Here is a 25,173-nt window from a genome sequence, read left to right as displayed (position 1 = left end):
GACTAAGAAGGGCAACCATTATCGGCGGCCCTTTTTTTCTGGAAGCGCCGCAGCCATAGACCCGGCAGCACGCTTTGGGATATAATTCTATTATTCTGAAAAGACAGGAGAATACATATGCATACTAAATCGCTCCAGGAATCATACAGCTTGGCTAAATATCCGCTCGCAGGCCATGGCAAGCGGAATGTAGAGGTATTGAAAAAAGCATTCGAACATATCAGCGGCGACATTGAGAGTGAAATGTATGGGAAGGGGAAGGTAATTGAGGACTTCCAGGATAAAATGGCAAAGCTGCTCGGAAAGGAGGCTGCTGTTTTTTTCCCAAGCGGTACAATGGCCCAGCAGATAGCTCTGCGCATCTGGTGCGACGAAAAGGGGATTGCGAAGGTGGCTTACCATCCTTTAAGCCATCTTGAAATTCATGAAGAAGACGGGTTGAAAAAGCTGCACCATATTGAAACTGTTCTCCTCGCAGACAAAACAAGGGTGATTGAGCTTGAGGATGTCACCAGCATGGAAGAGGAGGTTGCCTGCCTGCTGCTGGAATTGCCTCAGCGGGAAATCGGCGGACAGCTTCCTGATTATGAGACATTGGAGAAGATATCGGCCTATTGCCGGGAAAAAGGGATCAAGCTGCAGCTTGACGGTGCCCGATTACTGGAAGTGCTTCCGTTTTACGAAAAAACAGCCGCAGAAGTGTGTTCACTGTTTGATAGTGTTTATATCTCACTCTACAAAGGGATCGGCGGGATTGCCGGCGCCATTCTTGCTGGAGGCAGAGAGTTCACCGAAAAATCAAAGATATGGAAACGCCGCCATGGAGGCGATTTGATCAGTCTTTATCCTTACATACTTTCTGCAGACTTTTATTTCGACAGGCGTTCAGATAAAATGGCAGATTATTATCAGGAAGCTAAGGAGCTTGCAGAAATGTTTAACAGCAGCAAAGGTATTTCTACTTTGCCAACAATACCAGTATCCAATATGTTTCATGTCTATTTACAGCATCGGAAGGAGGAAATCGAGCCGATCCTGACGGAAGTCCAGGAAGAAACAGGCGTAGGGTTTACTGGTAACTTAAGAGATAAAGAGGGTCATTCATGCTATTTTGAGCTCAGCATTGGCGATATGTATAGAGAGGTGCCAAAAAAACAGTTGGAGAAGGCCTTCCAGCTTCTTCATGAGAAGATGGCCAATGTGTTTGCCTGAGTTAGTAAAAGCTTGCTGAGAGGAGGTTAGAGATGACCGAAGAACAAGTTTGTCCTCAGTGCGGTTCAGCAGAAAGTGGAACTGGCGAGTTTAAAGGCTATGGATCAATTTTTAAGAAAAAAACCGTCCTGAAATATTCAGAGGTGGATGCCATTTTTTGTGCGAAATGCGGTTATGTCCACTTTTTCAAAGTAAGAAATCCGGAGAAGATACTTTAAATCAAGGAGAGATTTAGTTTGGTACAGAGCGTTAAAGAGAGATTCTCAATAAGGGAAGCAAAGATAGAAGATGCTAAAAGTCTTTCAGATTTGAGAGTGAAGATCGATGGCGAAACAGAGAATATGGACAGGGAGAGCGGTGAAAATTTCATCGATGAAAAAGGATTCGAGAGAGTCATTGTAAATGACAGCAAGCAGCAGAACCATCTTTTCCTGGTAGCTGAAGCGGAAGGCAAACTTGTCGGATTTTCCCGCTGCGAGGGCTCCAATTTAAGAAGAACTTCCCATAAGGTGGAGTTCGGAGTATGCGTTCTTAAAGATTATTGGGGAAATGGAATCGGTAAACAGCTTCTGATTGATTCCATTCGATGGGCAGAAGGGGCTGATATTAAAAAAATCACCCTTCAGGTTCTGGAAACGAATGAAAATGCCATCCAGCTTTATAAAAGATATGGCTTTGAAATTGAAGGTGTATTGAGAAAGGATAAGCTGCTGTCTGACGGTAAATATTATAGCACGGTGGTTATGGGCAGAATTTTGTAAATTCCCGTGGATGTACCGGTTATGAAGATACCAGGTACGATTTTCCTAGCTTTAGCGTGGGGTCCGCCTCAAGGTGGTCATACAATCAGGATGTTTTTTCAGCCAGCTGCATAGCATCCCTGCAGTAGTCGTACTATATATTTTCTTTTTCATATGTTCATGATAAATGGAACAGCATACAGGAGAATGAAAAAATAACAGCTGTCAGCATTTTAACAGAGGAGAATAAAGATGATACCCATCATTCGAAAAATGGAACCGCACGATATTGAACAGGTACAGAACGTAGCAAAGACCAGCTGGCACACCACCTATGAAGGCATCATTCCAAGGGAAGTGCAGGACCAGTTTCTGGCTGCAGCTTACAGCAGTGAAAGAATGCTGCAAAGGATTGAGCGATCCCATCTTTTTGTCGCCGAGGAAGAAGGGCAGATTGTTGGCTTTGCCAACTTTTCACCTGTAAACAAGGAAGGGAAAGCAGAATTGGGTGCCATCTATCTTTACCCTGAAGCACAGGGCAAAGGGATTGGAACCTCTCTCCTCAACAAAGGTATAGAGGAATTGGCTGGTGTGAAAGAGATTTATATAAATGTAGAAAAAGATAATGAGCTTGGCAGGAACTTTTATCTGGCAAAAGGTTTCGAGCATATCGAAGAGTTTGAGGAGGAGTTTGAGGGCCATTTATTAGTGACGATCCGCATGGTTTTGCGGCCAGGTAATTAAAAAAGCCTTCTAGTCTCAGCTCTATAATCCCAAAAAACGTAAAGAGAGAGGAGTCCATATGGATCGCTTTGATTTTAGCCTGAATAATAAGCTTGTCAGGGCCTGGCTGCTGATCATGCTGCCGGTTATAGCAGTGGCTGTCATATTGTTTTGGGTCGTCCCGGCAGAATTCCATTTTGTTCCCCACTTGCTGCTTATAGTAGCTACTAGCGGATTTTTTTTCTATTTTCTGTTTGGAAAAAAAAGAAAGTGACCGTTTGTATGTGGAATAGGTGCCTGAAAGGGAAAGGACTGTCAACCTTTCCTTTTTAATACCCGGACCGCATGGGCTTAAATGGGTAAAGACGCGTCTATAATGACAAAGGAGAATCTATGAAAACATACATATACATGGTGAGGCATGGAGAGTCGCCTAAAGAAAATGAAAATGAAAGATTAAGAGGGCTGACGGAAAAGGGAAAAAGAGATGCACAGAAGGTGTGTGAATGCCTTTTGGATGAAGGGGTTGAGGTGTTTTCATCCAGTCCTTATCAGCGTGCGATCCAGACAATTGAAGGGGCCGCAGCACAGCTCAGTAAGGACATCCATGTTTTTGAGAATCTGAAGGAAAGAGTGTTCTTGCCGGATGAAGCTATTATCAATAAAGAGAAATTGCTGCCGCTGCTGGAACGGTCTTTTTCCGACCCTGAATACGCCTTGCCGGGCGGGGAGTCTAACAGAGCTTGTCAAGATAGGGCATCAAGAATACTGCTTAATCTGATTAAAAAAAATCAGGGCAGGAAAATTGCCATCGGTACGCATGGGGCGGTTATGACTCTCATGATGGGTACATTTAATAGAGATTATGGATTGGAATTTTTATTAACTTCCTCAAAGCCCGATTTATATAAATTGGAATTCGATGGCATCAGACTTTTAAGTGTGACAAGGCTTTGGCATGTCTAGTATCATTTGATCGAATGCCCCCGTCAGAAATCATAAGGCCCGGCGCCAGGCTGACGGCTTGCCAGTGAATCTTTTAGTATTTCTTCGTACAGCGAATTCCAGCCTTTGTACAATAGAGAGGCTTTTTCAGGATCTATAAGCATCCTCTCTGCAGATTCATATTTCCCTTCAAAAGGGTGGAGCTGCTCTATTTCCATGATGTAAATAACCTGGAATCCTATCTTGGGATAAGGGCTGCTTTCGTTCCAAAGCGGATTTTCCTCATGGCTGACGGTGATATATCCCAGAAGGGTGCAATTTCCTTCAATATAGCCCTCCTCCCAGGCTTCCCGCTTGCAGCATTCTTCCGTTGTCTCATTTTCTTCCAAATGACCCCCAGGGAAATCCCATCCACGTTCATTCAGATTAACAAGCAGTAATCTATCATTATAAAAACAAAAGCTATGGATGCTCGTAATCCTATTTAATGGCGGCAATGAACTGCTTTTAGTCCAGGATAGCTTAATCCTCGCATCTCCCCAATATACAGATACATCAGACATGTCAATACCTCCTTCATTCTTTTATTATATGATGGATATGATTGGAAGACTATTTTAATTTGTCAAGTTTCTATGTTCTTGACCGGCTGGGTCAAACCAGCCACATTCTTTATGTCCTTTTTCGTTTGATGAACCCCCATACTGGAAAAGTAGGTTACAAGGGAAAAATAACCGTATTCTTCTTCATCAGGATACAAGGAATCTTTATTAGCAGTCTATGAAGAACGGAGAGAAGATTATGGAATTCACCAGAATTATGAGAGAGATAACTCATCGGGCTTTACTGGAAAAGGATTATCAGGATATGCCTTCTGAGTGGAAGAATGTTATCCATCATTGGAGAAATAATCTGGCTGATATGATTGCGGAGGCTTTTCATCCTGACAAGGAATATAGGAAGTCAACGATTGGCTATTGGGAAGAAAACCTTGATCAGCTGTTAGCAGCAGGTGCCCCATCTGAGCTTTTAATAGAGCAGGTCTGTTCCTTTAGGGAGGAAGCAGCTGAAAGCCTCCGGGATATGGCTAAACAAAATGGTTGGGAAGATGAGATTTATGAACAATGGGACCGGCAATTCCACAAAACAACAGATGATATCATCAACTGGACCAGCGAAAAGGCTTCTACAATGATGCGTAGACGATTGCTGGCTGCAGAAGCAAAGGTTAAGATGCTCTCTATACCAATTATCCGGGTCTCAGACGATATCGCGGTCATATCGCTTGTCGGCGATCTTGATAGAAAAAGGACCAACGACCTGATGGAAAAAGCGCTGCATTACAGCGCGAGCAGGTCACTGAATTGCATGGTTATTGATTTGTCTGGTGTCGAATTCATTGACACCCGCATCGCCCATGAACTGCTTAGGACAGTTAAAGCAATTAAGATAACAGGCATGTCAGTGAAGCTGACGGGAATCAGGCCGGAAATTGCCCAGACCTTTGTGAAGCTAGGTGTAAATTTAAACGACATACCAGTTTTTTCAAGCCTCCATCAGGTATTATAGACAAGGAGCAGGAGAAAGGAGAGGCAGAGACTGCTTCTCTTTTTTTCGCAAAAAAATGAATCTTTTCTCTCAGCATTTCGTCTATTATACTGAATACATATACTTATCTGGAATTTTAAGTAATATATAATTAAAAAAAGGCTAGTCTTGGAAGGAAGAAAAAATGGGCGAACAGGTTTATCAGGAACACAAGATGTTATCCAGCAGTCATTTTTTTGATCTGGATGGTTTCATTCAGTCTATTTGATGTTATCAGGGGAGATATCATTGATTTGGCAGAGGAACGTTAGTATAGCAATATGCGTTACTGGAGCCCGGCTATTTTTCACGTGGGTTTTTACAGATAAAAAGAGTGATAGCTAGGTAGTATGTACATAAAGTTCAAAGGTTTTTTTGAGTAAATCTGGTGGAAAAGGTGATTGAATTGAGTACAATTTTTAAAAATATGATACAAACAAAGGAAGAATTTGAAGAGTTCCGTCCTGTCGTCGGTTCTCCAAGTGAGAGGGCCCAAAGCAAGGTGATACCTATTGTGGATGAACATTGCCGGGAGTTCATCCGCATGTCGCCGTTTCTGACGATGGCCACCTCCAATCGCGCCGGCGAATGTGATGTTTCCCCAAGGGGGGATATGCCGGGGTTTGTGTCCGTTTTGGATGAAAAACATCTTTTCATCCCGGAAAGGCCCGGCAATAAAAGGCTGGACTCTGTCCAAAATATATTGGAAAATCCTTATGTTGGACTGGTCTTTTTCATTCCAGGACTGGGAGAGACCTTAAGGGTTAATGGAAAAGCATTTATCGTCCGTGATCCTGAGCTTCTGGAAGGCAGTGCGGTAAACGGGAAGCTGCCTTTATTCGGCATCGGGGTGCAAGTGAAGGAATGCTATACTCATTGTGCCAAGGCTTTTATCAGGTCAGGGCTGTGGAAGCCGGACACATGGGCGGATAAAGAGGATCTGCCATCTGCAGCTAAAATGATCGTCGCTCATACAAAGATACCGAATGTCTCGGCTGAGCAGGTTGAACGGGAACTGCATGAAGGCTATGTTCAGCGGCTTTATTGATTTAGGGGAGATTTTCTTATGAATATAGGAGCGGGCATCATACTGCTGTTCATAGCTGCTGGACTCCTGATAACAGGATGTTCAATTTTTAAGCAAAACAATAAGGCAGCTGCAGTATTATTGGCTGGGGGCATAATTGTTTTGGGTATTTGTGTGCTTTTATTGTCAGGGGTTTTTGATCCTTATAGCAATCATATTCACTAGGCGAGTGAAATTGTGACTGTCTGGATGAGGGCTGCTTTGCAGCTCTTTTTTTATTGAGAAAACAAAAATTAATGGGAACTTTTTGCACCCTGCATTTCTCTAATTAACAAACAGTCAGCAGGAAGGGGCCGGGAGAAGAGTGTGATTAAAGCGATAAAGGATTCAATTATGCTGAAAAAAATCAAGGAAAAGGATATTGATGCTGTCTTAAGCTGGTTTGAGGCACGAAAATCGAAGTTTTACAAAATCGGCTGGGCTTATTTAAAGAATCATCATGATGTGGAGGATGTATTCCATAATACGATCCTTAAGGTCCATGACCATATTGATAAACTGAAGCAGGACCGTTATTTTGAAACATGGGTCACTTCAATTTACATTAATGAGTACAGGGACCTTTACAGGAGGAATAAGCGCAGGCAGCAGGAAGCTGCTATAGAAGGAAATGAGTCCGGACAGCTTCCCTCTGACAGGCTGGATGTGCTGGATGCACTGGGACAGGTTGATGAGAAATTCAGGGAGCCAATACTGCTGAAATATATACAAGGATTCTCTCAGGAAGAAATCGCAGGCATTCTCGGGCTTCCACTTGGCACTGTTAAAAGCCGTATTTATAGAGGATTGCTGATTCTTCGCAAAGAATATGGAGGTGCTGGCAGCCATGACATGCAGTGAAGTACAAAACTTGATGCTGGATAGCCTGGAAGGACGACTGCAGCCTGAAGAAGAGATTAAATTGATTGAGCACCTGGAAAACTGCAGAAAATGTGAAGATGAAATGATACAGCTCCAGGAAATAACGGCAGCATTGGCCGTTAGATCGCAAGAAATTGAAATGCCGGAAGATTTTATGCTGAATGTGGGAAAGAGGGTCCGGCAGACAGAATCGAAAAGGAAGAAGAAGAGCAAAGCCGGAAGGATCGGCGGTTTGGCGGCTGCTGTATGCCTTACCTTATTTGTCGGTACGGCAGCTGCCAATGGCGGATTCACTGCATTTAAAGATTGGTGGCAGTATTTCAGTATCGAGGAAAGCGGGCAGGAGCAGCAATACATCCAGTCCGGACTTGGAGAGAAGCTGGATCTGGAAGCTGAAAGCAGCGGGATTAAAGTCAGGATAACAAGTGTGGCGGCTGATGATATCCAGACACTGATCTATTATGAGGTAGAAAATTTGAAGAGTGAAGATCTTTTTATGCTTGATTATGATGGAATTGAAGTCTTGAATGCTGATAAGTATTGGAGCGATCAGGATGAACCCTTATTTTCTCCCATCAGAAGCCAGATGAACCTTTATTCCGATAAAGAAAATACCTTCAGAGGAAAACTGGCAGTGGCGCCAATGGACCATCCAGAAGGAAACATTGAACTTAAGATCCTGCAGCTGGAGAAATTTAGTGAAGCGTCAGATCGGGATGAGGAACGTGAAACTTTGAAAGGTGAATGGTCATTTAAGGTTCCGGTGGCAAAACACCCCAGCATAGAATATCCTTTGTCTGCTGAAACAGAGACAGACGGGAATCCAATCATTTTTGAAAAGCTCGTCATTGCTCCGACAGCGACCATGCTTACCTACAGATATCAAAACACTCATAGTGATAAAACCCTTGATTATATTGCAATCGACAGTATCGAAACAGAGAATGGCCTTGTCAGCAGCCAGCTGTTCGGCCCTGGGGGCGGCTCATCAGGCAATGGGTGGATTACAGTAACATCTTCCTTCGATTCTATATACGGGGAAAAACCAAAGGATATTAAAATACATCTTGGTGCTTTGCAATATTCAGTAGAAGATCCAAAAACCATTGATCTAAAGGGGAAGGATCTTCCCATTAAGGCTGAGTATAAAGGAAACCTCCTTTCCATCGACAGCATAGAACCCGGCAAACCGGCTAAAGTAGTCTTAACTGAGGAATTGCCGGATAACCGTGCATATGAAAAACTGCGATTTTCAATTGCTGCCAAAGGCATGACATCATCAGGCAGCAATTCTGACGGTTATTTTATTGACAAAGACGGCCAAAGATACAAGGCAGATGAATACTTTATGCGTACAGCAGAACTAAACGAACCGAGACTTTATACAACAAAGCATACTATTAATCTAAGTGGGGATGGCAGCCGGGAAGTGATACCTGAGCGTCTGGAGATTGAGGGCTTCAGCTATACCATATTCAGCAGCAAAAACATAAAGATTGAACTGGATGGAAAAGCAGGGCACTGACCCTGCTTTTGTTTTACATTTTATTACTATTTAAAAGGTTATTTTTAATTCAAGTCGAAGATAAAAAGAGGAGAAGAACGTATAAGGAGGTAAAAATGGAGATTAGGGAGGCAAGATTTGAAGATATTCCGGAGCTGGCTGATTTAATGGAACAGCTCGGCTACCCCACAACCATTATAAGTATGGAAAAGCGGTTCAAGAAGATTCATCCGCTTGCTGATCATTATACATTAGCTGCAGTATCGGAAGACAAATTAATTGGAATGATCGGCTTTCATACAGGCTATCTATATACATCTGACAATCTGTATGCACGTGTGACTGCGCTGGTAACACACTGTGATTTCCGAGGGCTGGGCATAGGAAAAATGCTCCTGGCTAAGATGGAGGAAATGGCCGTCAGTCTAGGCGCAGAAAGCATTGTGCTGAACAGCGGAAACCGGGAAGAACGTGTAATAGCACATCAGTTTTATAAAAGCGCAGGTTATGCGGCCAAAAGCACAGGCTTTGTCAAAAGCTTATAAAAGAATAGGAGAATCCATGAACCATATACAAAAATATCTTGACCGGTTTCATATAAGTGCAGAGCAAATCAGCGATGTTCCAGAATCATTCAGTTCAACAGTATACAAGATAGTGCTTCAGGGAGGACAAACCGTATATTTGAAAATCCCCTTTTCTAGAGACAAGCTGGAAAGGGAACTGGAAATGCTCCAAGTATTGAGAGGATATGTCCCGGTGCCGGCAGTTCTTGATCAATGGGAAGGGGATGAAGATATTGCAGGTGCACTGCTGCTTGAAGCAATTGAAGGCGAACCATGCACCCGGGGGATGGACGCAGAGCTTGCCTTCCAGATCGGCAGGCATCATGCAATGCTCCATAATGCCCCGGTGCCTAAGGAATATCCCTGCTTTGATCCGAAGGCGTGGAGAGAAATGGTCAGGGAGAAATTCGAGCATTTCGGCCTGCATGCCTCCAAGGTCCTTCCTGAAAGTCTGCTTGAAATGTCTCAAATGTATTTTTATAAGAGTTTGCAGGAAATGCCCGCCCCTGATGGCCCATGCATCATCCACATGGATTTCAGGCCGGGAAATATCCTTGTGAAAGAAAATAAAGTGGCGGGTATAATAGATTTTGAAAGTGCCCGTGCCGGATCTCCTGAAATGGATTTTTCAAAGATAAACCGGGATGTTTGGGAACGCCATGAAGGTGCCAGGGAGGCTTATATAAAAGGCTATGAAACCATAAGGCCGATGATTGATCTCGACAGCATCCTTCCTTTTTATAAGTTTTTCGATGCATTTTGTTCTGTCGGCTGGGGGCAGAAGAGGGGAGCTGACAAGCATAGGAAATTTATCAGAGAGAATGAGCTGCTTCTTGCCTCGCTGCTTTGAATGCCTACCTCTTTCTGCAGCTCTTTTTATACCAGAAAAGCCTGCTGAAAGGAGGTCTAATGAGGTATACCAGTGGACGTCCTGTGTATTTTATCCGCTCTATTTTTTGTGCAGCATTATTGGGAATTACCGGAATATATCTTCTCATTAGACTGGCCATGATTATTATTACGGCTGCAGGCTTCGCTCTTATCGGACCAGAAGGACAGGATCTGCAGATGGCGCATTGGTTCCCGACTTTTTGATGGTCTTTGTCTTCACACTGTCTTCGGGAATATATTTTAAGAACAAAAGCATACCTGGGATGGCTGCGGTGTTCCTGCTGCTCATCATTCTTGTTTCCATACTGCCAAGGCTTATGCTTGCAGAAAATTATACTATCATTGAGAGTACTGATTATGCTGTCACCGGATTTAGCTATGAAATTCCACAGAAAGAATATGATGGCGTGGCCGTAAAGGTATATAGAAGGGTTTTGCCATATGTTTATCAGGAGGGAAAAAAATCAGGGATGACTCAATACTCGCTGAAAAGAGCCAGAGGGAATTTATAATTATGTCATATGAAGTGGAAGAGGGAAATACACTGATAATTGGCGAGTTAAAGATCCCATTGGAGTACTATGGAAAAGGAGGAGATTCATGATTTGGTTTCTATTTATTTTTATTTTCCTTGTCCTTGGATTTGCCTTTCTGATCGACTGGCGGAGGAAGAAGATCAATAATAATCCCCCGAATATTACACATCCTCATGCCAAGCCTGGCGATGATTCAAATTATATGATGGGAGATAATAGGGATCATGGCGGCTCTAACACTTAATATGCTGCAATGGAAAGGCTGTGCGCCTTTTTGCCAGTGCAATACAGGACAGCGGCGGCATTGCGGACAAATGGCTATTATCCTATGCTATAGGCCACTGCCGCTGTTAAAAAAGGGCCTTTCAGTATCTGCTCAGCTTGGAATTATAACACATTCTAACTCTGGATGATTCCAAATTTCTTTAAGGCAAATTCTATGCCATCCTCACTGGATTTACGGGTGACAAAATCGGCCATTGCTTTCAGCTCATCAGTTCCATTCCCCATCGCTATCCCTAGTCCCGCCAGTTCAAGCATATCAATATCATTATTTCCATCCCCGAAAGCAATCATCTCTGATGGCTCAATTTCAAAGAATTCCAGTACTTTCACAATGGCCAAAGACTTGGATACTTCCTCTTGAAGCACATTTGCTATAAACGGATGCCATCTTTGAAAAGAAAGATGGGGAAAAGCATGGATGTATTTTTCCATCATTTCCTCGTTTGCGTACAGGCACATCAAAAAAACTTCCTGTTCATGGATATCAGCATAAAATGGAGGGTAATCGGTGAAGGCCAGTGTTTCCTTCAATATCTGCAGAATTTCTTCACTCTGAACGCCGTTTGTGCTGAATTCTTCAGTGAAAAAGGATAAACCAAGATTTTCAACCTTAGAAAAAGCAGCAACATCACGGATAACCTGCGGATCAAGCGTGACTTTATGGATGACCTGATCACGATGCTTAGCATAACCGCCGTTTGCAGTTACAAAAGTATCAATGCCAAGCTCCTCAAGCTCCCTGCACAAGGACAAGGGCCTGCCGGTGGCAGCTGCAACCTTGATCCCTTGCTCTTTCAGCTTAATGAACGTCTCCTTCGTCTGATCTGAAATGCTGCCATCTTCATGATGGGTGATCGTCCCATCCACATCAAAAAATACAATTTTATAGCTCATAAGGACCTCCGGCGACAATTGTTTTCAGTATATTAGTTTTTAATAAGAATGACCCGAGATATTATCGCGATCACTATTAAGATGTTTTTATAAAATATTATAACATCTTCAACAACTCTGCTCCCAAGGTAATCTGAAAAAGGTTGATTTTTCAGAAAAGTGTTCTGATCTTGAAACCAAATGGATACCTGCTTCGTAAAAAAGATATGGGAAAGGGGGAAACAGCTTGAAATATATTCTGATAGGAATTGCAATATCCATCCTTGGTATAGTAGCTTCTCTATTAACAGGGGTTCTTGTATATGCCCATTTGGTGACCGGTGCCATTGGCCTGCTGTTCTGGGGAATCTCCGTTCTTATTTCAGGCGTCATCATGGGGCCCCATCGGTTTAAAGCTGATTTGCATGTGGAAGAACCGCCAGAGCAGAGAAGAAAGCGCAGAAGAACAGCGGCTGCCTCTATTTTAATTGGACTCCCGAATATTGCGGCAGCACTGCTTCTTTATATGGCCAGATGAAAAGGGCTCAGAAGGGGAGATTAGATGTTTAAGGAAATCGAGACAGAGAGGTTAACGCTAAGGGAGATTGTGGTGGAGGATGCTGCATGCCTGTTTGATAATTTTTCGAGAAGTGAGGTTGTGCGCCATTACGGACAGGATGCTTTCCAGCGGGTGGAACAGGCGGAAGAAATGATCCGTTTTTTCCAAAAGAACTTCAAGGAAAAAAGAGGAGTCCGCTGGGGCATCGAAATAAAAGAAACTAATCAGCTGATTGGCACCATTGGATATAACGCGTGGATCCCAAAGCACCATCGCGCTGAAATAGGCTATGAGCTCCATCCTGCCTATTGGGGGAAAGGATATGCTTCAGAGGCGGCCGAAAAGGTAATTGCTTATGGTTTTAAAGAAATGGATCTGTCCAGGATCGGGGCAGTCGTTTTCCTGGAGAACGATGCATCAAATAAGCTCCTTTCGAGGCTGGGCTTTGAAAAGGAAGGTGTGCTGAGGGGATATATGTATCAGGAAGGAAAGCCAAATGATACATATCTTTATTCTCTTTTAAAAGAAAAGCGGTAATCATATAAGAGAAATATATACGATGATAGAAAATTCTGCTATTATAAGGTTGCCAGTAAATATTTGGACCATTTTGTTAAAGGAGGCGTTCATTATGCAAAAGAAGGCAATAAGACAGCATAACAGCACACAGGGGATTGCAGCTTTTTAACAAAATAGTCCAGCATATCCCCTTATGATGGAAGGGGATAATAAATGATTATATTAAAACAAATCAATGAGAAAAATTGGTATGAATGCTGCCAGCTGAAACTAGCCAGTGGTCAGGAGGCTTTTATGGAGCCTAATGCAATATCGATCCTGCAGTCTCAATATGAACAGACCTTAAGAGCCTATGCAATCTTATATGATGGGAAAATGGCAGGCTTTTTGATGTACAATACTGTTCCAGAAGAATTGGATTCTTTCTGGATTTACAGGATTATGATTGATTCCAGCATGCAAGGGCAAGGAATCGGCAAAGCAGCCACACTCCTGATGATTGAGAAAATAGCGCAGCTGCCGGATGCCAAAAAGGTAGCTGTGGGCTATCATCCTGACAATCTGGCTGCACATAACTTGTATGCAAGCCTTGGATTTATTGATAAGGGAGATAGATTCGGCAGGGAGATGGCTGTTGTAAAAGAACTTTAAGATAGGAGGCCTTTATAGGCTTCCTTTTTTATAGTCATTTTTTGCAGAAGGGGAAATATTCAGGAATGCCTGATGCATTTCGACTTACGAGAGATCTTTTACGGTAGAAGAGGGCCTTAAATTTGGCCGCATATCGGGTGATCAGGGGAGGCATCATATGATTCCTGATTACAAGGGAAGGCTGATGTCCAAGGACTTTTGACAGCAATCAAAAGAAAGAGTCAGGCTTAAGATTGTGATAGAAAGCAATTGAGCTTTTTATTATGTATAATTGCGGAATTGAGTTCACAAATAATCTTCGTTTCGTTGTGGGTCAAAGATGAAAATAATAAGAAACGAGCCCATTTCCTATTTTAATAACAATTCAAAATTAAGATTACCTTTACTGCTGGGGATGATTTTCTTTTATTTTGTCTTTTTTTTGTTTCACTTTTCTGGTTTGCTGTTTTTTATAGTAATCATGTGCAGTGTCCGCACCGTTTATAAAGCGGCGCACTTCGTCCTTTGTCAGCCCTAAGAGTCTGGCTTTTAGAATCAGCATTCTCCATTCAGGATCAATTTGTACTTTTTCCTCCATTCTATAGCCCCCTATAAATTTACTTCTTATTGTTGATTAGTCCGTAAAGGAAGATATCCACTGTTTCCTCTGCCAATATATCTGGTGTTTTCTTTCCCGTAAAAATCTGCGTGATTGTCAGCCTTTCAATGGCACCCACAAGGCTCGCCGCTGCCAGTTCCATGTTTGCCTCTTCCCGGAAGTAGCCTGCTCTTTGTTCGGAAAGAAGGTTATGGTGGATTTGGGCGGCCATTTGTGATTTTATGCTTTCTGCATCGGGATTAATATAGAAACCGATCTTGGAAAGCATCTGATTTTCTTGGAAAAAACTAAAAATGGCATATAGTCCTGATTTAATTCTTATTGGAAGCTGTGGCAATTCTACACCTGGCTCTATTCGGCTCGCATCTGTTAAGTATGAGAGCCTGTGCTGAAATGCCATGATCAACTCATGAAAGATCGCTTCTTTGCTTGGAAAATACAGATAAAATGAAGGCTGGGTCAACCCTGCCTTTTTAACAATGCTGCTGATCTTGGCATCGTGAAATCCCTTCTCAGCAAACTCCTCAGCTGCAATATTCAAAAGCAGATTCCTGCTGTTTTCACCAATGGAACCTTTCTTGCGTCCTCGATTTGGCATATTTCTATCTCCTGCAGATTATATTACTTTTAAGTATTATTTATAATATTACCATATGTAGTCAATATTTTATGAAAATTTAACCATTTATTAAAGAATATTTTAACTTTGCAGTGAAACAATAAGCAAAAGGGGTGATGACTATGAAAACGAAGGACAATTTTCTTGAAGGAGCCAAAGTCACAAATGACGGCCAGACATTTGGTTCGAAAAATAATAAAGGCATTAATGCAACAGGAGATTCACCGAACGACAATGTGAAGAAAAAGTAAACGAAAAAGCCGGGAAGAGGAATCCCGGCTTTTTTACAAGCTAATGAAGCATTTACCCAACATTGAGCTCGCCGCTGCAGTAAATATTCCTATTGTGATTAAGTGGGAGTGCCTGCATAGATTATGCACAGGATGGTGTATAACAAGTTTTAAGGAAAAGCCTGCTGATGCCTAAAAATGAGGCAAACCTTGTTGAAAAGCGCCTTAAATGAGTGTTTTAAACTGATTTTCCTTAATCTGCTCTATATGAAAGATTTTAGCAAACCTTAATATAGTAGATTGGCAGCTTTCAGCCTAAATATTTTGATTCCCGCCATCATAATGGCTGGAGTTTTTGCGTACGATTAATATTTCTACATAGAATCAGCAAAATTCTACCTATAAATTTATTTATTCTACTTAAAAATACTGGAATTCTACATAAAAAATGAATGATCCTACATATATTACATATATTTACAAAAATCACACTCATTCGAAGTTCCCGCTGCTAGTTTATCGCCACCAGAAAAGGGAATGTATTAGTAAGGATACATAGTGAAGAGCTGCACAATCTAAGCAGAGGCTTTTTATGTATTGAGACTATTTTTTTCAAAAAGGAGTGCTGAACAATGTCAAACCCTGAAAATCCGCTTAAACAATTCTTTAATGGAGACTTCCCGAAGCAGTATCAGGAGCCGCCTGGAGTCCAGAACGAGATGAAGGATCCTCAGCCTGACTGCGGTGAGAAGAGCTATAAAGGAACTGGGCGCCTCAAAGGAAGGAAAGCGCTGGTGACCGGCGGTGATTCCGGGATTGGACGTGCTGCAGCCATTGCATACGCCCGCGAAGGTGCCGATGTGGCAATCAATTATCTGCCAGAGGAGCAGAAAGATGCTGAAGAGGTAAAAGAACTGATTGAAGCTGAAGGCCGCAAAGCTGTTCTTATCCCTGGTGATTTGAGCGACGAGTCATTTTGCAGGGACATGGTCGGACAGGCCCAGTCAGAATTGGGAGGCCTTGATGTTCTTGCACTTGTTGCCGGCAAGCAGCAGGCAGTAGAAAATATTGAAGACCTTTCGAGCGAACAGCTCCGCAAAACGTTTGAGATCAATGTATTCTCCCTTTACTGGACCGTTCAGGCGGCACTTCCGCATCTGCCTGAAGGAGCTTCTATCATCACAACTTCTTCTGTGCAGGGATATAATCCGAGTCCGAATCTGCTGGATTATGCAGCAACAAAGTTTGCCATTAACGGTTTTACGCGCGGACTGGCTAAACAGGTAGCGTCAAAAGGAATCCGTGTAAATTCTGTAGCACCAGGGCCAATCTGGACGCCGCTGCAGATTTCCGGAGGACAGCCACAGGAAGTCATCCCGACTTTTGGCCAGGACACACCGCTTAAGCGTGCTGGACAGCCGGTCGAGCTATCAAGCGTATACGTGTTCCTTGCTTCTGAAGAATCCAGCTATGTGACCGCCCAGGTATATGGTGTAACTGGAGGCATTGAGCTAGCTTAATTTAGAAACCCAACCAGCCACTCAGGCTGGTTGGGTTTTTGATTGCAAAATTTTTCAAAGAGATTCCTTTATGACATAAACTCTCTGCAGCAGCGGCGAGAATGCGTATCCTAAAAATACTCCAAGCAGGTTAAGGATCAGATCATCAATATCAAGACTGCCGCGCCTGCTCAGGAATTGGGATATTTCAATTGCCGATATGGACACAACCGGAATAACCAATAGAGTAAAAATTGACTTCTTTTTCATAAGGAGAATCAAGAATAGCCCATATGGAATGAACAATATAATGTTCGCAGCTAAATTATAAAATGCAACCAGAGAGTCCACCCGTCCGGCTAAATAAAATTCAATCGTACTGAATGGGTCTAAGTTATAGTTTGCGTTAGCATTATCACCCGGCCTGAAAAAAAGCAGGACGAGGAGGGAAGCGCTATATAAGGCAAAACTGAGCAGAACTAAATATTTGTTTAATGGCAGCTTTTCACCGCGGATCAGCAGACCTGCTGTAATCGTGAAGCTGGTGATACAGGCCCATACGACAATTAAAGCGAGCGGATGCAGATATTGAATCAGATTGCCGATGAATGGCAGAGACAGGAGAAAGAAAAGCTGTGCAGCGGCGGCACTGCGGACGATTGTACGGGACATAAATAGATTCACCTTTTTAAAAGTTTTTCAGATAAGAGAATCATACACTGTAAAAATGTTCCGAACAAATGAAAAATGCCCATGAACTGTGCCAAGCACAGCAAATGGACATTTAAAGGACAAGTGCAACTATTCTGCTGCATCCGCCTCTCTCATGATTTCTGCATAAAAGGCAATTGCGTTCAGATAGTTTTCAATTGAAATGTGCTCATCTGTTCCGTGCATCCGGTTCAGGTCTTCTGAGGTGATGTGGACAGGCAGGAACCTGTATGTGTTTTTGGAGACAGAGTCATAATGCTTGGCGTCAGAGCCGGCGAACATCAGATATGGAGCAATGATGGCATCCCTGTAGACATTCCTTGCCGCCTGCTGCACTGTCTTGAACTGCCAGCTGTCAATGCTGGAAACCTTGGAAGCTTCGCTGCCGGTGACGGTGACCTTAATAGCTTCATCTTCGATTGTGTCTTCTATGAAAGACTGGATGTAATCAAGTGTATCTCCAGGCATGACCCTCAGGTTGATGATTGCTTCTGCCTTCTCAGGCAGGGCATTATATTGTTCCCCTGCCTGAAAAATGGTCGGCGCTATCGTGGTGCGGATAAGGGCGGCTGATGCAGGCTGCTGCAGGAGAATCCTCTCAATGACAGGTTCAAAGATCATTTTGTTGGCAAAAACGTATTTCATCGGAAAACTCATTTCCGGTGCGGTGAAATCAAATAGATCCTCTCCAGGGCCTCTCAGATCGCCCTTGAATTGTTTATCCTCAAGCTTTGCTATCGCGCTCGATATGCGCCCGATATTAGTATGATCCTTCGGCTGCGAGGAATGTCCTCCGCTGCCTTCAATCGATAGGACGGCTGTGGCCGAGCCTTTCTCAGAAATTCCTACGACTCCGACAGGCTGGCTGATGCCTGGTACCATCCCATCCACGATGGCACCGCCTTCGTCAAGGACAAATTCAAACTCAATACCCCGGTCTTTCATAGTTTCAGCAATGGCTAAGGCCCCTTCGTCTCCGCCGATTTCTTCATCGAATCCGAACATTAAATAGATATCCCTTTCAGGCTGATAGTCTTCAGAAAGGAGGTGCTCGACCGCTTCAAGAATGCTGATGACCCCGATTTTATCATCCAGGGTTCCGCGCCCCCATATTTTCTTTCCTTCCACCTTCCCGCTGAAAGGGCCTTGTTCCCAATTATTTTCCGTTCCTGAAAGGACTGGAACCACATCATAATGGCTAGTCAGGCCAATTGGATTTTTCCCGGTATTTCCTTTCCATCTGTAAACGAGCGCATAAGAATTTATTTTTTCAAGCTCCAGCTTCTCATGGACGAGCGGATAGCTTTGTTCCAGAAAAGAAATGAATCTGTCAAACTCCTTCCAGTCAAATTTGCTTCTGTCCTGGTAAGAAACCGTTTTGTATGTAACTGCTTCTGATAAATGCCCGACAGCCTGATCCTCATTGATTTCCAGGGATGCTTCCTTAGGTTCGGGCTGCCGGGATTGGACCATCAGCGTATTGAAACCGGTTACAGCCAAAAACAGCAGAAGCAAACCTCCGAAGATCAAAAGAATGATTCTCCATTTACTCAATATATTTCCCCCTTAGTTTTTCGTCTGCTTTTATTATAAAATAATTAGTTGAATTTTCGGAAAAATATTTGTGCGATTCCATTCCGGTAAAGTACTCTATATACGGGGGTGAGCTGTTTACTTTCTATGAAAAAAGGAAAAAAGCACTAGGAACTATATACATACAGCATCGTATTATACGTCGCCGGGAAATATAAGAGACTATGTTTTTGAAAATCAGGAGGAATGCTTGATGAAGCAGGAAAAATTAATACGCCGTAATGACCGGGAAGCATTTGAAAAAACGAGGAAAGAGTTTGTGCAGCTTGAACTTGTGAAGCCTGACGCTGAGCTTCGGCTTTGGGACAGCAAGGCTGGGGGACACCCCTACCTGCCAAAAGGCATCGATTATCCGCTTAATCAAGCAGGGCAGCCCCTTCATTTGCTTGCGCAGCTTAATTTGGGTAAACTCCCTAAACTGCCGGATTTTCCGGATAAAGGCATTCTATCTTTTTACATCGATTTAAATGATGATGTTTTTGGGATGAATTTTGATCAGCAGGATGACCAGTCAGGCTTCCGGGTCCTATTTTTTGCGGATGTGGAGGAAAATGAAGAATATCTGGTGACAGATTTTTCCGCTATAGATAAACACCGTTCAAATTGTGAATATGATGTCCTCGAGGGCGGGGAGTATTTGATTAAAGGAAAAGCTTCAAGTATGTATATAGCGACAGGTGATTACCGGTTTGATGAAGTGATCGGGGAATCAAGCCTTGATTATTTCGAAAGGCTGGCAGAGGAAGAAATGCCTGAAGGATATGAAGAGGTTGACGACCTTTACAATGACTACAGCAATCCTGAGGGAGCAGTACACCATCAGATGGGCGGCTATCCTTATTTCACACAAATGGATCCACGCGAGGGCGGGAGCAGATATGATACCCTCCTGTTCCAGCTGGACAGCGATTATGACAAGGCAAGTGAAAAATACGCGGTCATTTGGGGCGATGTTGGCATCTGTAATTTTTTTATCAGCGAAAGCGACCTGAAGGCACGCCGGTTTGACCGGGTGCTGTTTAACTGGGATTGCTGCTGATCTGGCGGGGAGGATTATATGAGTCTTTTTGGATGGATTTTCTTATGGGGGCTGCCTGTTTTACTCCTCTGGAGTACGGTGCTTGCAGCGATTCAGGCAAAAAGGGCAGGAAACGAAGGTCAGTTCCTCGGGAAGACCCTGACCTTTATAAGTGCAATTTATGATTATACGATTAATTCCTTTCTTACATGGCTGTCGTTCATTTTTCTGGTGTTTGGTTTTTTTGCCATAGCGGAAGGCAGTATATTGGGATTCCTTTTCATGACCGGGACTGGGGGATTGATGCTCTATCTTTGTTTTCCAAGGCTGAAAATGCCTGAGTGAGGGAGAGCTGCTATCATACAAAGAAGGCAGCTGGGTTATGATCTTTTAATAAATGAAAGAAATTATCTTCCGCTTGTATTATAATAAAAGAAATACAATCTGAAGGAGAAACAATATGTCCAATCAGGAAAATACTCAAAACGGCGAAAAGAAAAAAGTAAGTCTTCAGGAATTGATGAAGCAGCAGCTCGAGAAAAAGAAGCAAGCTCAGGGAAATGGAAAACAAGGCACAAAGTCAGCTGCTAAAAATCAGGTGATGAAAAGCCAGATGACTAAAAAGGCGAGCAATACCCGCAGGAAAATGGGCGTATGACCAGAGGAACCCTTCTTTCAAGGAAGGGTTTTTTTATGCTTAAAAAAGAATCTGATGAATGCTTGAAACGTGCAGAAAAAGAGAGGGCATGCATAGGAACAGTCAAAACTGTGCATGACCCTCACTTGAAAAGGGACCTCATGCATAGGAAACAGTCTAATCGATGCATGACCTTCATTTGAAAAGGGGCTTAATGCATAGGAACAGTCTAATCGATGCATGACCTTCATTTGAAAAGGGACCCAATGCATAGAAAACAGTCTAATCAATACATGCCCCACACTTGAAAAGGGGCTTCATGCATAGAAAACAGTCTAATCAATACATGACCCACACTTGAAAAGGGACCCCCATGCATAGAAAACAGCCTAATCGATGCATGACCCTCACTTGAAAAGGAAACTCATGCATAGAAAACAGTCTAATCGATACATGACCCACACTTGAAAAGGGACCTCATGCATAGAAAACAGTCTAATCGATGCATGACCTTCATTTGAAAAGGTGCTTCATTCATAGAACAGACTAATCGATGCATGCCCCACACTTGAAAAGGGGCTTCATGCATAGAAAAAAGTCTAATCGATGCATGACCCACACTTGAAAAGAGACCTCATGCATAGAAAACAGACTAATCGATGCATGCCCCACACTTGAAAAGGGGCTTCATGCATAGAAAACAGTCTAATCGATGCATGACCCACACTTGAAAAGGGACCCCATGCATAGAAAACAGTCTAATCGATGCATGACCCACACTTGAAAAGGAAACTCATGCATAGAAAAAAGTCTAATCGATGCATGACCTTCATTTGAAAAGGGACCCCATGCATAGAAAACAGTCTAATCAATACATGACCCACACTTGAAAAGGGGCTTCATGCATAGGAAACAGTCTAATCGATGCATGACCCTCACTTGAAAAGGGACCCCATGCATAGATAAAAGTCTAATCAATGCATGACCCTCACTTGAAAAGGAAACTCATGCATAGAAAACAATCTAATCAATGCATGACCCTCACTTGGAAAGGAAACTCATGCATAGAAAACAGTCTAATCGATACATGACCCACACTTGAAAAGGGGCTTCATGCATAGAAAACAGTCTAATCGATGCATGACCCATACTTGAAAAGGGGCTTCGTGCATAGAAAAAAGTCTAATCGATGCATGACCCTCACTTGAAAAGGAAACTCATGCATAGAAAACAGTCTAATCAATGCATGACCCTCACTTGAAAAGGAAACTCATGCATAGGAAACAGTCTAATTGATTCATGACCTTCATTTAAAAAGGAAACTCATGCATAGAAAACAGTCTAATCAATGCATGACCCTCACTTGAAAAGGGACCTCATGCACTGAAAACAGTCTAATCAATACATGCCCCTCACTTGAAAAAGGACCTCATGCATAGAAAATAATCTAATCAATACATGCCCCACACTTGAAAAGGGATCCTCATGCATAGCAAGTTAGCTCCACCCATAGGAGACCTCCCTACAACTTTAGTCTTAGTCAACTCAGCCAAAAGCAGCATAGTCTTTTCGCCAGTATGACGGAAGGAAAGTCTTCTGTCTCCTGCTATATTATAAAAGAAGAGCAAAGAGGGGGCTGTGGTGATGAAGGCAGTAATTGTTTCGGGGAATAAACGAGTCAGGAAGAGCTTAATGATGCTGCTGCAGGCATATCCAGAACTGGAGGTTTTCTTCCTGGAAGATTATGAGCCCTTCAGCATACCTGATGATACAGATGTTGTTATCATGGATATAGATTCATTGCTGGACGTTCAGCAGCTTCCCTATTTAATAAGCAGTCATTCTCTCATTTTTTACAGCCGCTCCAAGGAGTTTTCCGAGCTGGTGGATTGGCTGCATGTGTATAATGCAGATTTTATTAATGTATATACACCTCCTGACTGTGTGCTTCATCTGATAAAAAAAGCGTGCTCACGAAGAAAGCTTTAATAGTTGATGCAACAACTAATATATGTTCTAATGAAGGCAAATAGGGATAATGGCAAAGATTTGAACGAAGAAGGAGATGGATAGAATGGAAGAAAAACCCCTGTTTAAAAGAAGCGTCAAAGACCACTGGTATGTGGAGTATGAAGAAGCGAGCTTCCCGTTCATCCAGAAGGGCTGGGTACTGCCGGCTGACCGCTTCATGGAATTTGATCCATTCATCCTGATGGCGGAGGACTGGTTTAAGAGGGGCGCTTTCTCTGACCATCCGCACAGGGGGTTCCAGACAGTCACCTATGTTGTGGATGGCAGGCTGGAGCATATCGACAATGCAGGAGGCCGGGATATTCTTGAGCCTGGCGATGTGCAGTATATGAATGCCGGCTGGGCAGCGCGCCATGCCGAGGAGGGCGTGGAAAATGATATTGCCCACACGCTGCAGCTTTGGCTGAACCTGCCGAAGGAATTGAAAAATTCTGAAACAAGCTATCAGAATGTTTACGGAGAGGATGCACCCACGGTGGATTTCCAAGGAGGCTCCATCAAGGTGTTTTCCGGAGACACAGCAGGTGTCAAGGGTCCGCTTAGTTCTGCAGTCCCCATTACTCTTTCTGAGATCAACTTAACTAAGGGTGCAGAATATACCCTGACCATCCCTGAAAATCATAATGCTTTTTTGTATGTCCTCTCAGGGGATATGGACTTTGGGAAAAATGAAGTGAATCTGAAAAAGCATGGAGTCGCGACCCTTTCATACAAGGACGGCGGGGATGTTAATAAAGGCAGCGAACTTGCCATAAAGGCGAACAGCAGAAAATCAAAGGTGCTTGTATACTCCGGTGCACCGATTAAGGAAGAAATTGTTCCCTATGGTCCATTTGTGATGAACACAATGGAAGAAATCAGGGAGGCATACCGGGATTTCCATAATGGTAAATTCGGCCCGCCTGCTGTTTAAGGAGCTGGTTTCATGAATCATATGCTAAAAAATCTGTATGAATTGCTTTCCTTAGAATTGCCGGACTCTTCTTTTAGACTTAATGAACCCTTAAAGGAGCATGCTTATACAAAGCTTGGCGGACCGGCAGATCTTTACGCTGAAGCGGCATGCCCTGAGGATGCAGCTTATATCCTTAAGCAGGCAAAGCGGCAGGGGGTGCCTGTGACTCTGATAGGCAACGGTTCGAATATGATCATCAGGGATGGAGGAATCAGGGGGCTTGTTCTGTCATTGTCAAAAATGAATAAGATTTCGGTCACTGGAGAGACGGTAATTGCCGAAGCAGGCAGCCGGATCATCGATGTTTCACTCAAAGCATTAGAGCATAGCCTTTCAGGAATGGAATTTGCATGCGGGATCCCTGGGACGACTGGAGGGGCCCTTTACATGAATGCAGGTGCCTACGGCGGACAAATCTCTGATGTCCTTCAAAAAACACTAGTTCTCACAGAGGAAGGAAGCATCCTGGAACTGGGAAGAGAGAAGCTTGTGCTGAGCTATCGGAAAAGCATCATGGCTGAAAAAAAATTCATCATCCTGAAGGCAGAGTTTAATCTGTCCTTTGATTGCAAAGAGGATATATCAGCCAGGATAAAAGAAAACACGGAGGCGAGGAAAAGCAAGCAGCCGCTTGAATTTCCATCCTGCGGGAGTGTGTTCAAGCGTCCTCCTGGCCATTATGCAGGAAAGCTTATACAGGACAGCGGTCTTCAAGGTAAAAATATCGGCGGGGCAGAAGTTTCCCGCAAGCATGCCGGCTTCATCATTAATAAAGATAATTGTACGGCAAAGGATTATCTGGCACTTATAGAATATGTCAGGAAAACTGTGAAGGTAAAGCATGGTGTCGACCTTGAAACCGAAGTGATCACCCTTGGTGAGGAATTATACAAAGGGCAGCATGCCTAAAAAGCAGGGAGGTGAGCAGCGATGGGTATAGTAGTGGTGGAGATTTGCGACGGGAGCCTGATTACAGAATTGGATCTCGAAGGGCTCCTTGAAGGGGAGTATCCTGAAGTGGCCGTTATTGAAAGCAGCTGCCTCTCCTTTTGCGGCATGTGTGCCAGGCGCCCTTATGCAATCGTGAATGGAAAAAGGATTTTTGCAAAGACAGCAGAGGAGTGCCTTCATTTGATAAAAGAGCATATTGATAATGAATTGAAGGAATTTGCCATATAATAAATCTGACATTGGGAGGAATCGGCTGTGAAACTTGTCGGCATTTCAGGATCCCTGACCGGATCGAAAACATCAAAGGCTGTACATGAAGTACTCGCTGCGGCAAAGCGCTTGTCTCCATCTATCCAGACAGAGCTGCTTGACTTAAAGGACTATGACGTTGAGTTTGTTACAGGCAAGCCGCTGACCTATTATAACAGCGACACATGGAAGGTTGTGCAGACTATAACTGAAGCAGACTTCCTCGTTATAGGCACGCCGATCTACCAGGCATCCATTACTGGAGCGCTGAAAAATCTATTTGATCATCTTGCTGTAGATGTTTTTAAATCAAAAGCAGTCGGTGTTTTGACAACAGGGGGATCCGACAAGCACTTTCTTGTTGCGGAATATCAGCTTAAGCCGATCATTTCCTACTTAAAGGGAACTACCCCAGCCAGCTCAGTTTTTGTTCACAGCAATGACTTTAATGAGGACAATGAAATTGCAGCACCCATTGTCCTTGAGAGAATTGAAAAGCTGGCAAGGGAACTGATCACTCTACAGGAATCCTTGGACAAATAA

At 43.3% G+C, this 25,173-nt stretch carries 35 protein-coding genes; 29 read left to right on the top strand and 6 right to left on the bottom strand.

What is annotated here, in order from left to right; translation table 11 throughout:
- Positions 1 to 117 precede the first annotated feature (117 nt).
- The 6 genes from Q9R36_RS23075 (at position 118) to Q9R36_RS23050 (ending at position 3,641) form a co-directional block, all read left to right on the top strand.
- A complete protein-coding gene (locus tag Q9R36_RS23075; protein ID WP_311225948.1) occupies positions 118 to 1,212 on the top strand; it encodes a threonine aldolase family protein in 1,095 nt (364 codons plus the stop codon).
- A gap of 32 nt (positions 1,213 to 1,244) precedes the next feature.
- The gene (locus Q9R36_RS23070; RefSeq protein WP_101547946.1) at positions 1,245 to 1,430 is read left to right on the top strand and encodes a zinc ribbon domain-containing protein; all 186 of its coding nucleotides are present in this window, start codon (positions 1,245 to 1,247) and stop codon (positions 1,428 to 1,430) included.
- Positions 1,431 to 1,448: 18 nt separating this feature from the next.
- Positions 1,449 to 1,973, top strand: coding sequence for a GNAT family N-acetyltransferase (locus tag Q9R36_RS23065; protein WP_101547945.1), 525 nt, complete (start codon positions 1,449 to 1,451; stop codon positions 1,971 to 1,973).
- A gap of 231 nt (positions 1,974 to 2,204) precedes the next feature.
- Positions 2,205 to 2,696, top strand: a complete 492-nt coding sequence (locus Q9R36_RS23060; RefSeq protein ID WP_101547943.1) for a GNAT family N-acetyltransferase — start codon at positions 2,205 to 2,207, stop codon at positions 2,694 to 2,696.
- A gap of 58 nt (positions 2,697 to 2,754) precedes the next feature.
- A complete protein-coding gene (locus tag Q9R36_RS23055) occupies positions 2,755 to 2,949 on the top strand; it encodes a hypothetical protein (protein ID WP_101547941.1) in 195 nt (64 codons plus the stop codon).
- Between the two features lie 119 nt (positions 2,950 to 3,068).
- On the top strand, positions 3,069 to 3,641 hold the full coding sequence (locus Q9R36_RS23050; protein WP_311225947.1) for a histidine phosphatase family protein: 573 nt from the start codon (positions 3,069 to 3,071) through the stop codon (positions 3,639 to 3,641).
- A gap of 23 nt (positions 3,642 to 3,664) precedes the next feature.
- On the opposite strand, the gene Q9R36_RS23045 is transcribed toward Q9R36_RS23050, so the two are convergent.
- Complete coding sequence (locus Q9R36_RS23045) at positions 3,665 to 4,183, bottom strand: NUDIX domain-containing protein (RefSeq protein WP_311225946.1); 519 nt, start codon at positions 4,181 to 4,183, stop codon at positions 3,665 to 3,667.
- A 238-nt stretch (positions 4,184 to 4,421) separates the two neighbouring features.
- Here Q9R36_RS23045 and Q9R36_RS23040 point away from each other — a divergent pair, with 238 nt between their 5' ends.
- From Q9R36_RS23040 to Q9R36_RS22995, 10 genes are all read left to right on the top strand, one after another.
- Positions 4,422 to 5,189 carry an STAS domain-containing protein gene (locus Q9R36_RS23040; RefSeq protein ID WP_311225945.1) on the top strand — a complete coding sequence of 256 codons (768 nt, stop codon included), beginning with the start codon at positions 4,422 to 4,424 and terminating at the stop codon, positions 5,187 to 5,189.
- A 445-nt stretch (positions 5,190 to 5,634) separates the two neighbouring features.
- Positions 5,635 to 6,255: a pyridoxamine 5'-phosphate oxidase family protein gene (locus Q9R36_RS23035; RefSeq protein ID WP_311225965.1), complete on the top strand. Its 621-nt coding sequence runs from the start codon at positions 5,635 to 5,637 to the stop codon at positions 6,253 to 6,255.
- 18 nt (positions 6,256 to 6,273) lie between these two features.
- Positions 6,274 to 6,459 carry a hypothetical protein gene (locus Q9R36_RS23030; RefSeq protein ID WP_311225944.1) on the top strand — a complete coding sequence of 62 codons (186 nt, stop codon included), beginning with the start codon at positions 6,274 to 6,276 and terminating at the stop codon, positions 6,457 to 6,459.
- 141 nt (positions 6,460 to 6,600) lie between these two features.
- The gene (locus Q9R36_RS23025; protein WP_311225943.1) at positions 6,601 to 7,134 is read left to right on the top strand and encodes an RNA polymerase sigma factor; all 534 of its coding nucleotides are present in this window, start codon (positions 6,601 to 6,603) and stop codon (positions 7,132 to 7,134) included.
- A complete protein-coding gene (locus tag Q9R36_RS23020) occupies positions 7,121 to 8,680 on the top strand; it encodes a DUF4179 domain-containing protein (protein WP_311225942.1) in 1,560 nt (519 codons plus the stop codon). Before Q9R36_RS23025 ends, Q9R36_RS23020 begins: the two co-directional genes overlap by 14 nt.
- A gap of 95 nt (positions 8,681 to 8,775) precedes the next feature.
- Positions 8,776 to 9,204 (top strand): GNAT family N-acetyltransferase, encoded by a 429-nt coding sequence (locus tag Q9R36_RS23015; protein WP_311225941.1) that lies wholly within the window; start codon positions 8,776 to 8,778, stop codon positions 9,202 to 9,204.
- Between the two features lie 16 nt (positions 9,205 to 9,220).
- On the top strand, positions 9,221 to 10,075 hold the full coding sequence (locus Q9R36_RS23010) for a phosphotransferase family protein (protein WP_311225940.1): 855 nt from the start codon (positions 9,221 to 9,223) through the stop codon (positions 10,073 to 10,075).
- Between the two features lie 59 nt (positions 10,076 to 10,134).
- Positions 10,135 to 10,320, top strand: coding sequence for a hypothetical protein (locus tag Q9R36_RS23005; RefSeq protein WP_311225939.1), 186 nt, complete (start codon positions 10,135 to 10,137; stop codon positions 10,318 to 10,320).
- On the top strand, positions 10,302 to 10,628 hold the full coding sequence (locus Q9R36_RS23000; RefSeq protein WP_311225938.1) for a hypothetical protein: 327 nt from the start codon (positions 10,302 to 10,304) through the stop codon (positions 10,626 to 10,628). The genes Q9R36_RS23005 and Q9R36_RS23000 overlap by 19 nt, the downstream gene beginning before the upstream one ends.
- 88 nt (positions 10,629 to 10,716) lie before the next feature.
- Positions 10,717 to 10,896, top strand: coding sequence for a hypothetical protein (locus tag Q9R36_RS22995; RefSeq protein WP_224897552.1), 180 nt, complete (start codon positions 10,717 to 10,719; stop codon positions 10,894 to 10,896).
- Positions 10,897 to 11,051: 155 nt separating this feature from the next.
- Here the strand turns inward: Q9R36_RS22995 and Q9R36_RS22990 are convergent, their stop codons facing one another.
- Complete coding sequence (locus Q9R36_RS22990) at positions 11,052 to 11,831, bottom strand: Cof-type HAD-IIB family hydrolase (RefSeq protein ID WP_311225937.1); 780 nt, start codon at positions 11,829 to 11,831, stop codon at positions 11,052 to 11,054.
- A gap of 226 nt (positions 11,832 to 12,057) precedes the next feature.
- Between Q9R36_RS22990 and Q9R36_RS22985 the strand changes: the two genes are divergently transcribed.
- The 3 genes from Q9R36_RS22985 to Q9R36_RS22975 all read left to right on the top strand — a co-directional run bounded on the left by Q9R36_RS22985 (position 12,058) and on the right by Q9R36_RS22975 (position 13,539).
- Positions 12,058 to 12,348, top strand: a complete 291-nt coding sequence (locus tag Q9R36_RS22985) for a DUF5316 family protein (RefSeq protein WP_311225936.1) — start codon at positions 12,058 to 12,060, stop codon at positions 12,346 to 12,348.
- 24 nt (positions 12,349 to 12,372) lie between these two features.
- The gene (locus Q9R36_RS22980) at positions 12,373 to 12,906 is read left to right on the top strand and encodes a GNAT family N-acetyltransferase (protein ID WP_311225935.1); all 534 of its coding nucleotides are present in this window, start codon (positions 12,373 to 12,375) and stop codon (positions 12,904 to 12,906) included.
- A 195-nt stretch (positions 12,907 to 13,101) separates the two neighbouring features.
- A complete protein-coding gene (locus Q9R36_RS22975) occupies positions 13,102 to 13,539 on the top strand; it encodes a GNAT family N-acetyltransferase (protein WP_311225934.1) in 438 nt (145 codons plus the stop codon).
- Positions 13,540 to 13,921: 382 nt separating this feature from the next.
- Here the strand turns inward: Q9R36_RS22975 and Q9R36_RS22965 are convergent, their stop codons facing one another.
- Both Q9R36_RS22965 and Q9R36_RS22960 read right to left on the bottom strand, forming a co-directional pair.
- A complete protein-coding gene (locus Q9R36_RS22965) occupies positions 13,922 to 14,116 on the bottom strand; it encodes an anti-repressor SinI family protein (protein ID WP_311225933.1) in 195 nt (64 codons plus the stop codon).
- 19 nt (positions 14,117 to 14,135) lie between these two features.
- A complete protein-coding gene (locus Q9R36_RS22960; protein ID WP_311225932.1) occupies positions 14,136 to 14,735 on the bottom strand; it encodes a TetR/AcrR family transcriptional regulator in 600 nt (199 codons plus the stop codon).
- A gap of 143 nt (positions 14,736 to 14,878) precedes the next feature.
- Between Q9R36_RS22960 and Q9R36_RS22955 the strand changes: the two genes are divergently transcribed.
- Together Q9R36_RS22955 and Q9R36_RS22950 are read left to right on the top strand one after the other, a co-directional pair.
- Positions 14,879 to 15,007, top strand: a complete 129-nt coding sequence (locus Q9R36_RS22955; RefSeq protein WP_311225931.1) for a hypothetical protein — start codon at positions 14,879 to 14,881, stop codon at positions 15,005 to 15,007.
- Between the two features lie 611 nt (positions 15,008 to 15,618).
- Positions 15,619 to 16,506, top strand: coding sequence for an SDR family oxidoreductase (locus tag Q9R36_RS22950; protein WP_224897537.1), 888 nt, complete (start codon positions 15,619 to 15,621; stop codon positions 16,504 to 16,506).
- A gap of 54 nt (positions 16,507 to 16,560) precedes the next feature.
- Here the strand turns inward: Q9R36_RS22950 and Q9R36_RS22945 are convergent, their stop codons facing one another.
- Positions 16,561 to 17,157: a VanZ family protein gene (locus Q9R36_RS22945; protein ID WP_311225930.1), complete on the bottom strand. Its 597-nt coding sequence runs from the start codon at positions 17,155 to 17,157 to the stop codon at positions 16,561 to 16,563.
- A 129-nt stretch (positions 17,158 to 17,286) separates the two neighbouring features.
- Positions 17,287 to 18,750: a M20 family peptidase gene (locus tag Q9R36_RS22940; RefSeq protein WP_311225929.1), complete on the bottom strand. Its 1,464-nt coding sequence runs from the start codon at positions 18,748 to 18,750 to the stop codon at positions 17,287 to 17,289.
- A gap of 232 nt (positions 18,751 to 18,982) precedes the next feature.
- On the opposite strand from Q9R36_RS22940, the gene Q9R36_RS22935 reads away from it, so the two are divergent.
- From Q9R36_RS22935 to Q9R36_RS22900, 8 genes are all read left to right on the top strand, one after another.
- Positions 18,983 to 19,828 (top strand): YwqG family protein, encoded by an 846-nt coding sequence (locus Q9R36_RS22935; protein ID WP_311225928.1) that lies wholly within the window; start codon positions 18,983 to 18,985, stop codon positions 19,826 to 19,828.
- 18 nt (positions 19,829 to 19,846) lie between these two features.
- Positions 19,847 to 20,152: a hypothetical protein gene (locus Q9R36_RS22930; protein ID WP_257991192.1), complete on the top strand. Its 306-nt coding sequence runs from the start codon at positions 19,847 to 19,849 to the stop codon at positions 20,150 to 20,152.
- Between the two features lie 115 nt (positions 20,153 to 20,267).
- Positions 20,268 to 20,465 (top strand): hypothetical protein, encoded by a 198-nt coding sequence (locus Q9R36_RS22925; protein ID WP_101547893.1) that lies wholly within the window; start codon positions 20,268 to 20,270, stop codon positions 20,463 to 20,465.
- 1,623 nt (positions 20,466 to 22,088) lie between these two features.
- Positions 22,089 to 22,433 carry a hypothetical protein gene (locus tag Q9R36_RS22920; protein WP_257991191.1) on the top strand — a complete coding sequence of 115 codons (345 nt, stop codon included), beginning with the start codon at positions 22,089 to 22,091 and terminating at the stop codon, positions 22,431 to 22,433.
- An 85-nt stretch (positions 22,434 to 22,518) separates the two neighbouring features.
- On the top strand, positions 22,519 to 23,388 hold the full coding sequence (locus Q9R36_RS22915; protein WP_311225927.1) for a pirin family protein: 870 nt from the start codon (positions 22,519 to 22,521) through the stop codon (positions 23,386 to 23,388).
- Positions 23,389 to 23,400: 12 nt separating this feature from the next.
- Positions 23,401 to 24,339 carry a UDP-N-acetylmuramate dehydrogenase gene (murB, locus tag Q9R36_RS22910; protein WP_311225926.1) on the top strand — a complete coding sequence of 313 codons (939 nt, stop codon included), beginning with the start codon at positions 23,401 to 23,403 and terminating at the stop codon, positions 24,337 to 24,339.
- A 21-nt stretch (positions 24,340 to 24,360) separates the two neighbouring features.
- On the top strand, positions 24,361 to 24,609 hold the full coding sequence (locus Q9R36_RS22905) for a YuzB family protein (RefSeq protein WP_009793544.1): 249 nt from the start codon (positions 24,361 to 24,363) through the stop codon (positions 24,607 to 24,609).
- Between the two features lie 27 nt (positions 24,610 to 24,636).
- On the top strand, positions 24,637 to 25,173 hold the full coding sequence (locus tag Q9R36_RS22900; protein ID WP_101547887.1) for an NADPH-dependent FMN reductase: 537 nt from the start codon (positions 24,637 to 24,639) through the stop codon (positions 25,171 to 25,173).

The organism is Bacillus sp. AG4(2022), assembly GCF_031844465.1.
GTDB classification, from domain to species: domain Bacteria; phylum Bacillota; class Bacilli; order Bacillales; family Cytobacillaceae; genus Bacillus_AB; species Bacillus_AB infantis.
This window is presented reverse-complemented; position numbering and strand designations above follow the sequence as displayed.

Coding starts and splice junctions, on each gene's coding strand:
- Q9R36_RS23075 (WP_311225948.1), top strand. CDS start 118: ATGCATACTAAATCGCTCCAGGAATCATACAGCTTGGCTAAATATCCG.
- Q9R36_RS23070 (WP_101547946.1), top strand. CDS start 1,245: ATGACCGAAGAACAAGTTTGTCCTCAGTGCGGTTCAGCAGAAAGTGGA.
- Q9R36_RS23060 (WP_101547943.1), top strand. CDS start 2,205: ATGATACCCATCATTCGAAAAATGGAACCGCACGATATTGAACAGGTA.
- Q9R36_RS23055 (WP_101547941.1), top strand. CDS start 2,755: ATGGATCGCTTTGATTTTAGCCTGAATAATAAGCTTGTCAGGGCCTGG.
- Q9R36_RS23050 (WP_311225947.1), top strand. CDS start 3,069: ATGAAAACATACATATACATGGTGAGGCATGGAGAGTCGCCTAAAGAA.
- Q9R36_RS23045 (WP_311225946.1), bottom strand. CDS start 4,183: ATGTCTGATGTATCTGTATATTGGGGAGATGCGAGGATTAAGCTATCC.
- Q9R36_RS23040 (WP_311225945.1), top strand. CDS start 4,422: ATGGAATTCACCAGAATTATGAGAGAGATAACTCATCGGGCTTTACTG.
- Q9R36_RS23035 (WP_311225965.1), top strand. CDS start 5,635: ATGATACAAACAAAGGAAGAATTTGAAGAGTTCCGTCCTGTCGTCGGT.
- Q9R36_RS23030 (WP_311225944.1), top strand. CDS start 6,274: ATGAATATAGGAGCGGGCATCATACTGCTGTTCATAGCTGCTGGACTC.
- Q9R36_RS23020 (WP_311225942.1), top strand. CDS start 7,121: ATGACATGCAGTGAAGTACAAAACTTGATGCTGGATAGCCTGGAAGGA.
- Q9R36_RS23015 (WP_311225941.1), top strand. CDS start 8,776: ATGGAGATTAGGGAGGCAAGATTTGAAGATATTCCGGAGCTGGCTGAT.
- Q9R36_RS23010 (WP_311225940.1), top strand. CDS start 9,221: ATGAACCATATACAAAAATATCTTGACCGGTTTCATATAAGTGCAGAG.
- Q9R36_RS23005 (WP_311225939.1), top strand. CDS start 10,135: ATGAGGTATACCAGTGGACGTCCTGTGTATTTTATCCGCTCTATTTTT.
- Q9R36_RS22995 (WP_224897552.1), top strand. CDS start 10,717: ATGATTTGGTTTCTATTTATTTTTATTTTCCTTGTCCTTGGATTTGCC.
- Q9R36_RS22990 (WP_311225937.1), bottom strand. CDS start 11,831: ATGAGCTATAAAATTGTATTTTTTGATGTGGATGGGACGATCACCCAT.
- Q9R36_RS22980 (WP_311225935.1), top strand. CDS start 12,373: ATGTTTAAGGAAATCGAGACAGAGAGGTTAACGCTAAGGGAGATTGTG.
- Q9R36_RS22975 (WP_311225934.1), top strand. CDS start 13,102: ATGATTATATTAAAACAAATCAATGAGAAAAATTGGTATGAATGCTGC.
- Q9R36_RS22965 (WP_311225933.1), bottom strand. CDS start 14,116: ATGGAGGAAAAAGTACAAATTGATCCTGAATGGAGAATGCTGATTCTA.
- Q9R36_RS22960 (WP_311225932.1), bottom strand. CDS start 14,735: ATGCCAAATCGAGGACGCAAGAAAGGTTCCATTGGTGAAAACAGCAGG.
- Q9R36_RS22955 (WP_311225931.1), top strand. CDS start 14,879: ATGAAAACGAAGGACAATTTTCTTGAAGGAGCCAAAGTCACAAATGAC.
- Q9R36_RS22950 (WP_224897537.1), top strand. CDS start 15,619: ATGTCAAACCCTGAAAATCCGCTTAAACAATTCTTTAATGGAGACTTC.
- Q9R36_RS22945 (WP_311225930.1), bottom strand. CDS start 17,157: ATGTCCCGTACAATCGTCCGCAGTGCCGCCGCTGCACAGCTTTTCTTT.
- Q9R36_RS22935 (WP_311225928.1), top strand. CDS start 18,983: ATGAAGCAGGAAAAATTAATACGCCGTAATGACCGGGAAGCATTTGAA.
- Q9R36_RS22930 (WP_257991192.1), top strand. CDS start 19,847: ATGAGTCTTTTTGGATGGATTTTCTTATGGGGGCTGCCTGTTTTACTC.
- Q9R36_RS22925 (WP_101547893.1), top strand. CDS start 20,268: ATGTCCAATCAGGAAAATACTCAAAACGGCGAAAAGAAAAAAGTAAGT.
- Q9R36_RS22920 (WP_257991191.1), top strand. CDS start 22,089: ATGAAGGCAGTAATTGTTTCGGGGAATAAACGAGTCAGGAAGAGCTTA.
- Q9R36_RS22915 (WP_311225927.1), top strand. CDS start 22,519: ATGGAAGAAAAACCCCTGTTTAAAAGAAGCGTCAAAGACCACTGGTAT.
- murB (WP_311225926.1), top strand. CDS start 23,401: ATGAATCATATGCTAAAAAATCTGTATGAATTGCTTTCCTTAGAATTG.
- Q9R36_RS22905 (WP_009793544.1), top strand. CDS start 24,361: ATGGGTATAGTAGTGGTGGAGATTTGCGACGGGAGCCTGATTACAGAA.